A 14,459-nucleotide genomic window follows, 5' to 3' on the forward strand; every position below is an offset into this window, starting at 1 on the left:
CACGGAACTCACCGGGCGCCCACCACCTCGCGGACCGCGGCCACGACGCGCTCGACCGTCGGCAGCGCCGCATCCTCGAGGTGCTTGGCGTACGGGATCGGCACCTCCTCGCTGCAGACCCGCGCGACCGGGGCATCCAGGTCGTAGAACGCCTCCTCGGTGATGCGCGCGCTGAGCTCGGCCGAGAGGCCGCCGCTTCGCCATCCCTCGTCGACCACGACGGCGCGATGCGTCTTGGCGACGGTCGCCATGATGGCGGCGTCGTCGAGGGGACGCAGAGTGCGCAGGTCGAGCACGTCGGCGTCGATCCCGTCGTCGTGCAGCACCTCGGCCGCCGCGAGGGCGGTCGGGAGCGTGCCGCCGTACGTGATGATCGAGACATCCGACCCCTCGCGCCGAACGGCGGCGCGGTCGATGTCGACGGCGCCCGCGTCATCCGCGAGTTCCCCGGCGACGTTGTAGAGCGAGCCGTGCTCGAAGATGAGCACGGGGTCGGGGTCCTCGAGTGCCGTCCACAGCATGCCGCGAGCGTCCTCGAGCGTCGCGGGCGCCAGGATCCGAAGTCCCGGGATGTGCGCGAGCCATCCCTCGAGGCTGTGCGAGTGCTGCGCCGCCAGCTGGCGTCCTCCGCCGGTCGTCATGCGGATCACGATGGGCACGTTGAACTGCCCTCCCGACATGTGCAGCAGCGTCGCCGCGTTGTTCACGATCTGGTCGAGCGCGAGCAGGCTGAAGTTGACCGTCATGATCTCGACGATCGGTCGCATGCCGCCGAGCGCCGCGCCGATGCCCGCACCGACGAACCCCGCCTCGGAGAGGGGCGTGTCGCGGATGCGGACCGGTCCGAACTCCTCGAGCAGCCCGAGGCTCACGGCGAAGCCGCCGCCGTAGCGGCCGACGTCCTCGCCCATGAGGAACACGCGCTCGTCGCGCTGCAGCGCCTCGCGGATCGCGGCCCGCATCGCCTCGCGGTAGGTCGTCTTCACGGCGCCGTCCGTTCGCTGTACACGAAGCGCGCGAGCTCCTCGACGGGCTCGAGCGTGCCGGCCTCCGCGAACGCGATGGCGGCCTGCACCTCCTCCTCGACCTCGTGCCGGAGCGCCGCCCACTCATCGGCCGGGAGGGCGCCCTGCGCCTCGAGGGCGGCGCGGAGCAGCTCGACGGGGTCGCGCTCCATCCACCGCTCGACCTCGGCCTTCTCGCGGTATCGCTCGGGGTCGAACATCGAGTGCGCGCGGAAGCGGTAGGTGCGCAGCTCGAGGAAGTGCGGCCCCGCCCCGGCACGCACGGCATCGACCGCTCGCCGCGCGGACTCCTCGACCGCGAGCACGTCCATGCCGTCGACCGCCCACGACGCGATCGCGTACCCCGAGGCCTTGAGCGCGATGTCGGTCTGCGACTCCGACCGCTCGATCGCCGTGCCCATCGCGTAGAGGTTGTTCTCGCAGCAGAACAGCACCGGCAGGTCCCAGAGCGCCGCCAGGTTCAGGCTCTCGTGGAACTCGCCCTCGGCCACCGCGCCCTCGCCGAAGAAGCACACCGTCACCCGGTCGCGGCCCGAGAGCTTGTCGGCGAGCGCGAGCCCGACGGCGAGCGGCAGCCCGCCCGCCACGATCGCGTTGCCGCCGTAGAAGCGGGTCCCGGCGTCGAAGAGGTGCATCGACCCGCCGCGGCCGCGGCAGCACCCCTCGGCGTGTCCGTACATCTCGGCCATGATCGCGTTCGCCGAGACCCCGCGCAGGAGTGCGTGCCCGTGTTCGCGGTAGGTCGCGACGACCGCGTCATCCGGCCCGAGCACCGACATGACGCCCGTGGCGACCGCCTCCTCGCCGATGTACACGTGCAGGAATCCGCGGATCTTCGTCGCGCTGTACAGCTCGACGCACGCCTCCTCGAGACGGCGCACTCGCAGCATCTGGCCCAGCAGGTACCGCACGTGCTCGGGGTCCCGCGTGATGGCCGCGGCCGTGTCGTCCTGGGTCACCGTCCGGCCTCCAGGGTCGAGGTGTCGCCCTCGGGCAGCCCGAGCTCGCGGGACTTCAGCAGCCGGCGCAGGATCTTGCCGCTGCGGGTCTTCGGCAGCGCCGTGGTGAACTCGAGCTCCCGCGGTGCGACGGCGGCGCCGAGCCGCTTGCGGGCGAACCCGATGATGTCGCGCCTGAGTGCGTCGGATGCCTCGACACCGGGCTTCAGCTCGACGAACGCCTTGACGACCTCGCCGGCGACCGGATCGGGCACCCCGATGACGCCGGCCTCGGCGACGGCGTCGTGCTCCATGAGCGAGCTCTCCACCTCGAACGGGCCGATGAGGTGCCCCGACGACTTGATCACGTCGTCGCCGCGCCCGACGAACCAGTAGTAGCCGTCCTCGTCCCGGCGCGCGAGGTCGCCCGTGAGGTACCAGCCGCCGACGAAGCACTTGCGGTACCGCGCCTCCTCGTCGAGGTAGCCGCGGAACATCGACGGCCAGCCTGGTCGCAGTGCCAGTTCGCCCATCGTGTCGGGGTCGGTGACGAGCTCGACCTCGCCGTCGTGCACGACCGGCGCACCGGCCTCGTCGCGGGCGACGATGGCCGCCTCGATGCCGGGCAGCGGACGCCCCATCGAACCGGGCCGGATGTCCATGGCCGGGTAGTTCGAGATCATGATCCCGCCGGTCTCGGTCTGCCACCAGTTGTCGTGGATCGGCAGCCCGAACGCCTCCTGCCCCCAGACGACAACCTCGGGGTTGAGCGGTTCTCCGACGCTCGCCACGAACCGCAGCGACGAGAGGTCGTGCGCCTTCGCCCGTTCGGCGCCGGCCTTCATGAGCATGCGCAGCGCGGTCGGCGCGGTGTACCAGACCGTGACCCGCTGGTCGGCCAGGATGCGGTACCAGCGCTCGGCGTCCATCTCCTCCTCATCGACCACGGTGGTCACCCCGTGCACGAGCGGGGCGATGATGCCGTACGAGGTGCCCGTCACCCAGCCGGGGTCGGCCGTGCACCAGTAGACGTCGTCGGGATGCAGGTCCAGGGCGAATCGACCCGTCGCGAAGTGGGCGACCACGGCGTCGTGCACGTGCACCGCACCCTTCGGCCGGCCCGTCGTGCCGCTCGTGAAATGCAGCAGCGCCATGTCCTCGGGCTGCATGGCCGCAATGGGGCCGTACGGGGGCGCCTCGGCGATGAGGGCCCCGAGGTCGAGCGTGCCGCGCTCGGGCTCGCCGTCGGCGTCGATGAGGAGCACGTGGCGCAGGGCGGGCAGCGCGTCGCGGATGCTCGCCACCTTCCTGCGGTAGAGCGCCCGGGTCGTGACGAGCACGACGCCCGAGCCGAGCTCGAGACGCTGCCGCACGGGTTCGGGCCCGAATGCCGAGAACAGGGGGCAGAACACCGCGCCGTGCTTCAGGGTGCCGAGCACCGCGGCGTACAGGGCGGGCGAGCGGCCGAGGAGCGAGAACACGCGCTCGCCGCGCTGAACGCCGAGCATCCGCAGCAGGCTCGCGAACCGGTCGGTCTCCTCCGACAGCGCCGTGAAGCTGAGGGAACGGATGCCGCCGTCCGCGCGCACGAACCGCAGGGCGTCACGCCGGCCGAACTCGCCCGTCGCGTGCCGATCGACGGCTTCGTAGGCGATGTTCACGCCGCCGCCGGGGAGCCCCGGCAGGGCTCGGCGCGCGTCGTCCCAGGTGAACGATGCGCGGGCCTCGTCGTAGTCGAGGAGGTTGGGCGTCACCGTGAAGGACGCGAGCTCCTTGGAGATCGTGGGCCAGCGGGTGGTCGACCGTGTCGATGCCTCCATGGCCTGAGGCTATGCGCGCGCGAGGTGCCGCCACGGGCCCTTCGTCCCGTCGCCCGTGGGCGGGGCGGGCCGCCGCAAAGCTCGTGCATCCGGCGACCCGCGCCACCCGGCTACCCCTACCCGCGCAGGGCCGCCTCCAGGGCGGTGAGCACCGTCGGGTCCTCGATCGTCGCCGGCACCTTGTAGGACTCGCCGTCGGCGATCTGCCGCATGGTCTTGCGGAGGATCTTGCCCGACCGGGTCTTGGGCAGCCGCTCGAGCACGGTCACGTCGCGGAACGCGGCGACGGGTCCGACGGTCTCGCGCACGAGCGCGACGAGCTCCTTCACGAGGCGGTCGTGGTCGACGTCGGTGCCGTGCTTGAGCGTCACGAATCCGGCGGCCCGCTGCCCCTTGAGCTCGTCCTTGACGCCGATCACGGCGACCTCGGCGATCGCGGGGTGATGGTTGATCGCCTCCTCGAGGGTGCCCGTCGAGAGCCGGTGCCCCGCGACGTTGATGACGTCGTCGGTGCGCCCCATGACGTAGACGTAGCCGTCGTCGTCGAGGTAGCCGCTGTCGCCGGTCGCGTAGTGGCCGGGGAAGGCGGTCAGGTACGAGGAGACGTACCGGTCGTCGCCGCCCCACAGGGTGGGCAGGCTGCCCGGCGGGAGCGGCAGCTCGAGCACGATGTTGCCCTCCGTGCCGACCGGAACGGGCCTGCCCTTGCCGTCGACGATGGCGACGCGGTAGCCCGGCACCGGCACGGTGGGCGAGCCCGGCTTCACCGGCAGCGGCTCGATGCCGCGCGGGTTCGCGGCGATCGCCCAGCCGGTCTCGGTCTGCCACCAGTGGTCGACGACCGGGCAGTGCAGGGCGTCGTTGATCCAGTGGTACGTCTCGGTGTCGAGGCGCTCGCCGGCGAGGAACAGCGCCTCGAGGGTCGACGTGTCGTAGCGGCGCAGGTGCTCGAGCCCCGGGTCCTCGCGGCGGATGGCGCGAATGGCCGTCGGTGCCGAGAAGAGCACCTTCACGCGGTACTCGTCGACCATGCGCCAGAACGCGCCCGCGTCGGGGGTGCCGACGGGCTTGCCCTCGTAGAGCACCGTGGTCGCACCGGCGAGCAGCGGCCCGTAGACGATGTAGCTGTGGCCGACGACCCAGCCGACGTCGGAGGCCGTCCACATCACGTCGCCGGGGTGGAGGTCGTAGATGTTCCGCATCGACCAGGCCAGGGCGACCGCGTAGCCGCCGTGGTCGCGCACGACGCCCTTCGGGGTGCCGGTCGTGCCCGACGTGTAGAGGATGTAGAGCGGGTCGGTCGCCGCGAGCTCCACCGGGCCGACGGGCTCGGCCTCGGCGAGCTCCTCCTCCCAGTCGAGCCAGTCGATGCCGATGCGGCCGTCGAACTCGGCCGCGCTGCCCGCGACCGCCTCGCGGTTGCGCACGATCACGCCCTGCACGCTGAGCTCGTCTTCGGGGATCACGCTGATCGACGTGGTCGTGGCATCCGTCACCGAGCGATCGCCCACGATCATCGCGAGCGCCTTCTCGATGATCGGCAGGTACTCGACGCTGCGGCCGGGCTCGAGCCCGCCCGACGAGGTGACGATGAGCTTCGGCTCGGCGTCCTGGATGCGCACCGCGAGCTCGTTCGCCGCGAAGCCGCCGAAGATGACCGAGTGCACGGCGCCGATGCGCGCGCAGGCGAGCATGGCGATGACGGCCTCGGGGGTCATCGGCAGGTAGATCGCGACGCGGTCGCCCCGCTCGACGCCGTTGTTGCGGAGCACTCCCGCGAAGAGCGCGACCTCGTGCAGCAGTTCGGCGTACGTGAAGGTGCGTTTCGAGCCGGTCATCGCCGAGTCGTAGGCGAGCGCGACCTGGTCGCCGCGGCCGGCCGCGACCCAGCGGTCGAGGGCGTTGGCGCTCACGTTGAGCGTGCCGTCGGGGTACCACCGGTAGATGGGGGCGTTGCCGTCGTCGAGCGCACGGCTGGGCGGGCGGTTCCAGTCGACGAGGCCGGATGCCTCGAGCCAGAACTGCTCGGGATGTTCCAGGCTCCGGCGGTACTCGTCGGCATACCTGCTCGTGCTCATCGCCGCTCCTCCCCATCGAGGCGGGCGACGATGCCACTGCCCCGGGACGTGCTGTCGTGTCACGCCGGCTCTGGCGTGAGGGTCCCAATGTATACACATACCCGGGATCTCACGACTCCGTTGGGAAGAATCTCAGGAAAGACGCGGTGAACTTGCCGCATCCAAAGGGTCCGTGTATACATGAACCGAACGCCGAGGCTGACGGGAGGGGACACCATGCGAGCTGGCGACCGCGCCTACCGCACCCTCCGCACCGAGATCCTCGACGGCACGCTCGAGCCGGGAACGGTGCTGCAGGAGGTCGAGCAGTCCACGCGCCTCGGGGTGAGTCGCACCCCCGTGCGCGAGGCGCTGCGGCAGCTCGCCGCCGACGGCCTCGTCGATGCGTCCGGGCGCGGAGCCGTCGTCACCGCCGTGTCGCGCGACGACATCGTCTCGCTGTACGAGTTGCGAGAGGCGCTCGAGGCGAAGGCGGCAGCACTCGCGGCGCAGCGGGGCGAGGCCGTTCCGTTCCTGCTCATCCGCGATCGACTCCTCGGGGCCCCTCGGCTCCTCGCCCAGGGCGAACCGGGGCTGGCCCCGTACTTCGAGATCGTGGACGACCTCGACGACGCCATCGAGGAGGCCGCCGCGAACCCGTTCCTCGCCACGGCCCTGCGCAGCGTCCAGCTGCACTCCGCGCGCATCCGTCGGCTGTCGCGGCACAACCCCGAACGACTGCGCGCGGCCGCCGGCGAACACCTGCTCATCGTCGAGGCGATCCTCGCGCGCGACGCCGAGCTCGCCTCGCACGCCACCCACGTGCACCTCCACATGAGCCTCACGAACGCCCTCGCCACGGCGCCCGCCGGCGCCGAGCCCGCGGTTGCGCCCGCTGCCGAGGCGGACGCCGACGCACTCGGGCCGAGGGTGGCCTGACGCATCCGGCCGACGACGAGACCCCGACGACGAGACCCCGACGACGAGACCCCGACGACCAGACCGACAAGACCACCGACGACCAGACCCCGACGACCACCCCACCGAACAGAGGCGACGAGAACGACATGACCGACCTGAAGACCCCCGCCGTGCAGCTCCACCACGTGCGCGTGCACCGCAGCGAGGAGAACCTCGCCCGCCAGGACCAGCTCGCGTGGAAGATCGCCGAGGTCGCCGCCGATCCCGTCGAGGTGACCGAGGAGGTCACCGAGATGGTGATCAACCGCGTCATCGACAACGCCTCAGTGGCCGCGGCCTCCCTCACGCGCGAGCCGGTCGTGGCCGCACGCTCGCAGGCGACGTCGCACCCCGTCTCGATCCACGGCGAGGGCGCGACCGTGTTCGGCCTCGACGCCGCGCGCCGCACGAGCCCCGAGTGGGCGGCGTGGGCCAACGGCGTCGCCGTGCGGGAGCTCGACTACCACGACACCTTCCTCGCGGCCGAGTACTCGCACCCGGGCGACAACATCCCGCCGATCGTCGCCGTCGCCCAGCACCTCGCCGGGGCCCGCGGCCTCACCGGCCGCGAGCTCGTGCGCGGTCTCGCCACGGGCTACGAGATCCAGATCGACCTGGTCAAGGCGATCTCGCTGCACCGGCACAAGATCGACCACGTCGCCCACCTCGGACCCTCGGCGGCCGCCGGCATCGGCACCCTGCTCGGCCTCGACGTCACCACGATCTTCCAGTCGATCGGCCAGGCCCTGCACACGACCACCGCCACCCGCCAGTCGCGCAAGGGCGAGATCTCCAGCTGGAAGGCCCACGCCCCGGCGTTCGCGGGCAAGATGGCCGTCGAGGCGGTCGACCGCGCCATGCGCGGCCAGACGAGCCCGACCCCCATCTACGAGGGCGAGGACGGGGTCATCGCGTGGCTCCTCGACGGCCCGGATGCCGCGTACGAGGTGCCCCTGCCCGAGCGCGGCGCGGCCAAGCGGGCCATCCTCGACTCCTACACGAAGGAGCACTCGGCCGAGTACCAGGCCCAGGCGTGGATCGACCTCGCACGCAAGCTCCACCGCGAGCACCCCGAGCTCGTCGCCGACCCGTCGAAGATCGCGAGCGTCGTCATCCACACCTCGCACCACACGCACTACGTGATCGGCTCGGGCGCCAACGACCCGCAGAAGTACGACCCGACCGCCTCGCGCGAGACGCTCGACCACTCGATCCCGTACATCTTCACGGTCGCCCTGCAGGACGGCGCCTGGCACCACGTCGACTCGTACGCTCCCGAGCGCGCCGGCCGGCCCGACACCGTCGAGCTCTGGCGCAAGGTCACCACGGTCGAGGACCCCGAGTGGACCCGCCGCTACCACTCGCTCGACATCGCCGAGAAGGCGTTCGGCGGACGGGTCGTCATCACGCTGGCCGACGGCGGCGAGATCGTCGACGAGATCGCCGTCGCCGACGCGCACCCGCTCGGTGCTCGGCCGTTCGGTCGCGAGCAGTACGTGCACAAGTTCCGCACCCTCGCCGCCGACGTGCTCGAGGCCGCCGAGATCGAGCGGTTCCTCGACGTCGCCCAGCGCCTCCCCGAGCTGAAGCCCGAGGAACTCGGCCAGCTCACCATCGTCGCCGCTCCCGGCGTGCTCGCACAGGTCGACTCACCCGTCGGCATCTTCTAGGAGGTCACCATGCTGTACGCACAGACACCCGCCCACGAGAAGCGCCGGAAATTCCGGGAGCGCCTCGCGACCGGCGAGATCATGCGGTTCCCGGGGGCGTTCAACCCGCTCTCGGCGCGACTCATCGAGCGCAAGGGCTTCGACGGCGTCTACATCTCGGGCGCCGTGCTGTCGGCCGACCTCGGCCTGCCCGACATCGGCCTGACGACGCTCAGCGAGGTGGCCGGCCGCGGTCGGCAGATCGCGCGCATGACGGAACTGCCCGCCATCATCGACGCCGACACCGGCTTCGGTGAGCCGATGAACGTGGCGCGCACCGTGCAGGAGCTCGAGGATGCCGGCCTTGCGGGCCTGCACATCGAGGACCAGGTCAACCCGAAGCGCTGCGGCCACCTCGACGGCAAGCAGGTCGTCGACGAGAACACCGCCCTGCAGCGCATCGCCGCCGCCGTCGACGCCCGCCGCGACGAGAACTTCCTCATCATGGCGCGTACCGACATCCGCGCCGTCGACGGCCTCGACGCGGCGGTCGACCGCGCGAAGAGGCTCGTCGACGCGGGCGCCGACGCGATCTTCCCCGAGGCGATGGCCTCGCTCGAGGAGTTCGCCGCGATCCGCGCCGCCGTCGACGTGCCGCTGCTCGCGAACATGACCGAGTTCGGCAAGAGCGAGCTGTTCACCGTGCAGCAACTCGCCGATGTCGGCATGAACATCGTGATCTGGCCGGTCTCGATGCTGCGCATCGCCATGGGCGCCACCGGGCGCGCCCTCGACGAGCTGACGGATGCCGGCTCGCTCACGCGCCTGCTCCCCGAGATGCAGCACCGCGCCGACCTCTACGAGCTCATCGACTACGAGGGCTACAACCACTTCGACACCTCCATCTTCAACTTCAGCGTCGCGCGCTGAGGCCTCGAGAAAGCGATCCCGGCATGACCGACACCATCACCGCGCCCGCCGCGGACACCACCCCTGCGGCATCCGCCAACGCTCCCGCCGAGCCCGAGATCCGCAAGGGGCTCGCCGGCGTCGTCGTCGACCGCACGGCGATCTCGAAGGTCAATCCCGAGAGCAACTCGCTGCTCTACCGCGGGTACCCCGTGCAGGAGCTGGCGGCGCACAAGCGGTTCGAGGAGGTCGCGTACCTGCTCTGGCACGGCGAGCTTCCGGATGCCGCACAGCTGGCCGAGTTCCGCGCGGCCGAGCGTGCCGGCCGCTCGCTGCAGCCGAACGTGAAGGCCGCGATCGACCTGCTGCCCACCACCGCGCACCCGATGGACGTGGTTCGCACCGCCGTGAGCGTGATCGGGGCATCCGACCCGGCCGCCGACGACGCGAGCCCCGAGGCGAACCTCGCCAAGGCGAAGGCCCTCTTCGCCGCGCTGCCGGCCGTGGTCGCCTACGACCAGCGCCGCCGCCGCGGCCAGGACGTCGTGCCGCCGCGCGACGACCTCGACTACTCGGCGAACTTCCTGCACATGACGTTCGGCGAGGTGCCCGACCAGCTCGTGGTCGACGCGTTCGACGTGTCGATGATCCTCTACGCCGAGCACTCGTTCAACGCCTCGACGTTCACCTCGCGCGTCATCACCTCGACCCTCAGCGACCTCTACTCGGCCGTGGTCGGCGGCATCGGCGCCCTCAAGGGCCCGCTGCACGGCGGCGCGAACGAGGCCGTGATGCACATCTTCGACGAGATCGGCACGGCCGCGAACGTCGTGCCGTGGCTCGACGCCGCGCTCGCCGAGAAGCGCAAGATCATGGGCTTCGGCCACCGCGTGTACAAGCACGGCGACTCGCGCGTGCCCACCATGAAGGCCGCGCTCGACACGCTCATCGAGCACTACGACCGGCCGGATGTCGCGGAGCTCTACGACACCCTCTCGGCCGAGTTCGTCGCCCGCAAGGGCATCCACCCGAACCTCGACTACCCGTCGGGTCCGGCGTACCACCTCATGGGCTTCGACACGCTCACGTTCACGCCGCTCTTCGTCGCCTCACGCGTGACGGGCTGGACGGCGCACATCATCGAGCAGGCGGCATCCAACGCGCTCATCCGGCCGCTGTCGGCCTACAACGGCGTCGACGAGCGCCACGTCCCGGTGGTCGAGTAGCGACGGAGGAACTCAGTCGAAGACGGTCTCGATGAACCGGTACTCGACCGCGGTGGGCCGGTCGTCGTCCTCACCGGTGAACTCGAGTCCGGCGGAGCGGGAGTAGACGTAGCGCTTGCCGTGCTCCCCGCTCAACTCGAGCCTGGGGCGCGGGTCGCCCGAGTCGAGGAAGGCGGTCGAGACCGTCTTGCCCTCGAGCGGACCGTCGATCAGCTTGGCGGTGTACGAGCTCGTGGAAGAGGTGTCCATGTCGCCATTCTCCTCTGCGACCCGGGTTGTGCAAGGGGTGGCGTGGGCGTTTCCGACCCCCTCCGCCGACTCCGGGTGGGTGCACTCACGGTGAGTGTGTGTATGGTGTGGCTGTCGGCGCGACCCATCGCCGATCGACGGCACACCGCTCGGGGGGACGAGCCCGGTCTGTGCGTTTCCCCCCATTTGCACGAGTTAAGAGGAGTCCGGTGGCAGGCGCGAAGAAGTTGGTCATCGTGGAGTCGCCGACCAAGATGAAGTCGATCGCCCAGTACCTGGGCGAGGGCTACGAGGTGCTCTCGTCGGTCGGTCACATCCGGGACCTCATCGAGCCGAAGAACCTGCCCGCCGACCTGAAGAAGGGGTCGCTCGGCAAGTTCTCGGTCGACGTCGAGCACGGCTTCGAGCCCTACTACGTGGTGTCCGACGCGAAGAAGAAGACGGTCGCCGAGCTCAAGCGCGCGCTGAAGGGCGCCGACGAACTCCTGCTCGCCACCGATGAGGACCGCGAGGGCGAGGCCATCGCGTGGCACCTCCTGCAGGAGCTCAAGCCCAAGGTGCCCGTGCGGCGCATGGTGTTCCACGAGATCACGAAGGACGCCATCGAGAAGGCGAAGGACAACACCCGCGAACTCGACACGGCACTCGTCGACGCGCAGGAGACCCGACGCATCCTCGACCGGCTCTACGGCTACGAGGTCTCCCCGGTGCTCTGGCGCAAGGTCGGCCCCGGCCTCTCCGCCGGCCGAGTGCAGTCGGCCGCCACGCGGCTCGTCGTCGACCGCGAGCGCGAGCGGTTGGCCTTCGTCGCAGCCGGCTACTGGGATCTCATCGGCCGCTTCACGGGCGCGACGGAGGCCTCGGACGCGCCATCGTTCGAAGCGCGGCTCGTCCGCCTCGGCGGCGAGCGTGTCGCCACGGGCCGCGACTTCGACGATGCGGGCAAGCTCAAGTCGAAGGCGGTCGTGCTCGACGAGCGGGTCGCCGAGTCGCTCGCCGCGGCGCTGCGGGCCGACGGCGTCGCCCGCACGGTGGCCAAGGTCGAGTCGAAGCCGTACTCGCGCCGCCCCGCCGCGCCGTTCACCACGTCGACGCTGCAGCAGGAGTCCGCGCGCAAGCTCCGGCTCTCGGCGCGCGACACCATGCGCGTGGCGCAGTCGCTCTACGAGAACGGCTACATCACCTATATGCGCACCGACTCGACGTCGCTGTCGCAGCAGGCCGTCAGCGCCGCCCGGAAGCAGGCGACCGCGCTCTACGGCGCGGACTCGATTCCCGACAAGCCCCGCGTCTACGCGAGCAAGTCGAAGAACGCGCAGGAGGCCCACGAGGCGATCCGCCCGTCGGGCGACGTGTTCCGCACGCCCTCCGAGCTCCAGAGCGTGCTCCGCGGCAGCGAGTTCAAGCTGTACGACCTCATCTGGAAGCGCACCGTCGCCTCGCAGATGGCCGACGCGAAGGGCCAGACGGCGACGGTCACCATCGAGGTCGGACCGACGGCTCCGGATGCCCCGGCGCCGGCCGAGGCATCCGTCGCCGTCGCAGGCGCCATCGCCGAGTTCACGGCCAGCGGCACCGTCATCACGTTCCGCGGCTTCCTCGCGGCCTATGAGGAGGGACACGACGAGGAACGGAACGCCGACGACACGCCCGGCGAGGCCAAGCTCCCGCCGCTGAAGGAGGGCCAGGCGGTCGGTCTCGTCGACCTCGCGGCGAAGGGTCACGAGACCAGCCCGCCCCCGCGCTACACCGAGGCGAGCCTCGTCAAGCGCCTCGAGGAGCTCGGCATCGGCCGCCCGTCGACGTTCGCGTCGATCATCTCGACGATCCTCGACCGCGGCTACGTCACGCAGCGCGGCCAGGCCCTCGTGCCCAGCTGGGTGGCGTTCTCGGTCGTGCGGCTGCTCGAGGAGCACTTCGGCGACCTCGTCGAGTACGACTTCACTGCCGAGATGGAGGACGACCTCGACCACATCGCCGCCGGTGAGGCCGACCGCGTCGACTGGCTGTCGAGCTTCTACTTCGGCTCCGACCGGCACCGCGGGCTCCGCCAGGTGGTCGACAACCTCGGCGACATCGATGCGCGTGAGATCAACTCCGTCGCCATCGCGCCCGACATCACGTTGCGCATCGGCAAGTACGGGCCCTACCTCGAGACGGTCGACCCCGACGCCGCGCCCGACGCACCGCCGCGGCGCGTGAACCTGCCGCAGGACCTCGCGCCCGACGAGCTCACCGAGGCGAAGGCCCGCGAGCTCATCGAGGCGCCGGTGCAGGGCGACCGGGTGCTCGGCGTGAATCCCGCGAACGGCAAGGAGGTCGTCGTGAAGGACGGCCGGTTCGGGCCGTACGTGACCGAGGTGGAGCCCGAGCCGGAGGCATCCGTCGACACGGCCACCGGCGAGGTCGTCGACGCCCCGAAGCCGAAGCGCGGCGCGAAGAAGGCCGCCGCGCCGAAGCCGCGCACCGCGTCGCTCTTCAAGAGCATGCAGATCGAGGAGATCGACCTTGACACCGCCCTGAAGCTGCTCGACCTCCCGCGTGTGGTGGGCATCGACCCCGAGTCGGGCGACGAGATCACCGCGCAGAACGGCCGCTACGGCCCGTACCTCAAGAAGGGCGCCGACACCCGCACGCTGCCGAGCGAGGATGCGATCTTCGAGGTCGACCTCGCCGGGGCGCTGGAGCTGTTCGCGCAGCCGAAGTACGGCGCCCGCCGTGCGTCGAGCGCGCTCAAGGAGTTCGACGCCGACCCCGTGAGCGGCAAGCCCATCAAGGTGAAGGACGGCCGGTTCGGCCCGTACGTCACCGACGGCACGACGAACGCGACGATCCCGCGTGCGGAGTCGGTCGAGGACATCACGTTCGAGCGCGCCGTCGAGCTGCTGCAGCAGAAGCGCGACAAGGGGCCAGCTGCGCCGAGGGCGAAGCGCACCACCACCCGCTCCACGGCCGCCAAGAAGGCCCCCGCGAAGAAGGCGCCCGCCAAGAAGAGCACCACGTGACGCGCGGCGTCTTCATCACGCTCGAGGGCGGCGACGGATCGGGCAAGACGACGCAGGCGGAGCTCCTCGAGGAGTGGCTCACAGATCGAGGTCGCACGGTGGTGCGCACGCGCGAGCCCGGCGGCACCGAGGTGGGCGTCGAGGTGCGCGAGATCGTGCTGCATCACCGGGGCGACATCGCGCCGCGCGCCGAGGCGCTGCTGTACGCCGCCGACCGGGCGCACCACGTCGCCACGGTCGTGCGTCCCGCGCTGGAACGCGGCGACATCGTGATCCAGGACCGCTACATCGACTCGTCGGTCGCCTACCAGGGTGCCGGGCGCGTGCTCGACCCCGAGGAGGTGCGGTCCGCCTCCGAATGGGCGACCGAGGGCCTGCGCCCCGACCTCACGATCCTCCTCGACCTCGATGCCGCGGCCGCGCGCGGTCGCCTCGACGCGGCGCGCACCCGGTACGACCGGCTCGAGGCCGAGGCATCCGAGTTCCACGATCGCGTGCGCACCGCCTACCTCGAACTGGCCGCCGCCGAGCCCGAGCGGTTCCTCGTGGTCGACGCGGCGCTCGCCGTCGACGACATCGCCGCGACGATCCGCGACCGCGTCGCGGCCCTGCTCTGATCGG

Annotated in this window: 11 protein-coding genes; 6 read left to right on the forward strand and 5 right to left on the reverse strand. The window is 71.0% G+C overall.

From position 1 onward, the window contains the following. Window positions 1–8: 8 nt before the first annotated feature. The 4 genes from ACVFI9_RS05745 to ACVFI9_RS05760 all read right to left on the reverse strand — a co-directional run bounded on the left by ACVFI9_RS05745 (window position 9) and on the right by ACVFI9_RS05760 (window position 5,861). Complete coding sequence (locus tag ACVFI9_RS05745; protein WP_474765087.1) at window positions 9–986, reverse strand: alpha-ketoacid dehydrogenase subunit beta; 978 nt, start codon at window positions 984–986, stop codon at window positions 9–11. Continuing rightward, a complete protein-coding gene (pdhA, locus tag ACVFI9_RS05750) occupies window positions 983–1,984 on the reverse strand; it encodes a pyruvate dehydrogenase (acetyl-transferring) E1 component subunit alpha (protein WP_474765088.1) in 1,002 nt (333 codons plus the stop codon). Before pdhA ends, ACVFI9_RS05745 begins: the two co-directional genes overlap by 4 nt. Beyond that, window positions 1,981–3,783 (reverse strand): acetate--CoA ligase, encoded by a 1,803-nt coding sequence (gene acsA / locus ACVFI9_RS05755; protein ID WP_474765089.1) that lies wholly within the window; start codon window positions 3,781–3,783, stop codon window positions 1,981–1,983. The genes pdhA and acsA overlap by 4 nt, the downstream gene beginning before the upstream one ends. 116 nt (window positions 3,784–3,899) lie before the next feature. Beyond that, a complete protein-coding gene (locus ACVFI9_RS05760; RefSeq protein WP_474765090.1) occupies window positions 3,900–5,861 on the reverse strand; it encodes an AMP-binding protein in 1,962 nt (653 codons plus the stop codon). Between the two features lie 216 nt (window positions 5,862–6,077). On the opposite strand from ACVFI9_RS05760, the gene ACVFI9_RS05765 reads away from it, so the two are divergent. The 4 genes from ACVFI9_RS05765 to ACVFI9_RS05780 all read left to right on the forward strand — a co-directional run bounded on the left by ACVFI9_RS05765 (window position 6,078) and on the right by ACVFI9_RS05780 (window position 10,584). Further along, window positions 6,078–6,779, forward strand: coding sequence for a GntR family transcriptional regulator (locus tag ACVFI9_RS05765; protein ID WP_474765091.1), 702 nt, complete (start codon window positions 6,078–6,080; stop codon window positions 6,777–6,779). Window positions 6,780–6,907: 128 nt separating this feature from the next. Continuing rightward, complete coding sequence (locus ACVFI9_RS05770; RefSeq protein ID WP_474765092.1) at window positions 6,908–8,470, forward strand: MmgE/PrpD family protein; 1,563 nt, start codon at window positions 6,908–6,910, stop codon at window positions 8,468–8,470. Window positions 8,471–8,479: 9 nt separating this feature from the next. Continuing rightward, window positions 8,480–9,379 carry a methylisocitrate lyase gene (prpB, locus tag ACVFI9_RS05775; protein ID WP_474765093.1) on the forward strand — a complete coding sequence of 300 codons (900 nt, stop codon included), beginning with the start codon at window positions 8,480–8,482 and terminating at the stop codon, window positions 9,377–9,379. Window positions 9,380–9,402: 23 nt separating this feature from the next. Beyond that, the gene (locus tag ACVFI9_RS05780) at window positions 9,403–10,584 is read left to right on the forward strand and encodes a bifunctional 2-methylcitrate synthase/citrate synthase (RefSeq protein ID WP_474765094.1); all 1,182 of its coding nucleotides are present in this window, start codon (window positions 9,403–9,405) and stop codon (window positions 10,582–10,584) included. Window positions 10,585–10,596: 12 nt separating this feature from the next. On the opposite strand, the gene ACVFI9_RS05785 is transcribed toward ACVFI9_RS05780, so the two are convergent. Further along, window positions 10,597–10,833 (reverse strand): hypothetical protein, encoded by a 237-nt coding sequence (locus tag ACVFI9_RS05785; RefSeq protein WP_474765095.1) that lies wholly within the window; start codon window positions 10,831–10,833, stop codon window positions 10,597–10,599. 209 nt (window positions 10,834–11,042) lie between these two features. On the opposite strand from ACVFI9_RS05785, the gene topA reads away from it, so the two are divergent. After that, entirely contained in the window at window positions 11,043–13,838 is a 2,796-nt protein-coding gene (topA, locus tag ACVFI9_RS05790; RefSeq protein WP_474765096.1) for a type I DNA topoisomerase, read from the forward strand. Next, on the forward strand, window positions 13,835–14,455 hold the full coding sequence (gene tmk / locus ACVFI9_RS05795) for a dTMP kinase (RefSeq protein WP_474765097.1): 621 nt from the start codon (window positions 13,835–13,837) through the stop codon (window positions 14,453–14,455). Before topA ends, tmk begins: the two co-directional genes overlap by 4 nt. Window positions 14,456–14,459 lie beyond the last annotated feature (4 nt).

Source organism: Agromyces sp. NSFZ, from assembly GCF_056156205.1.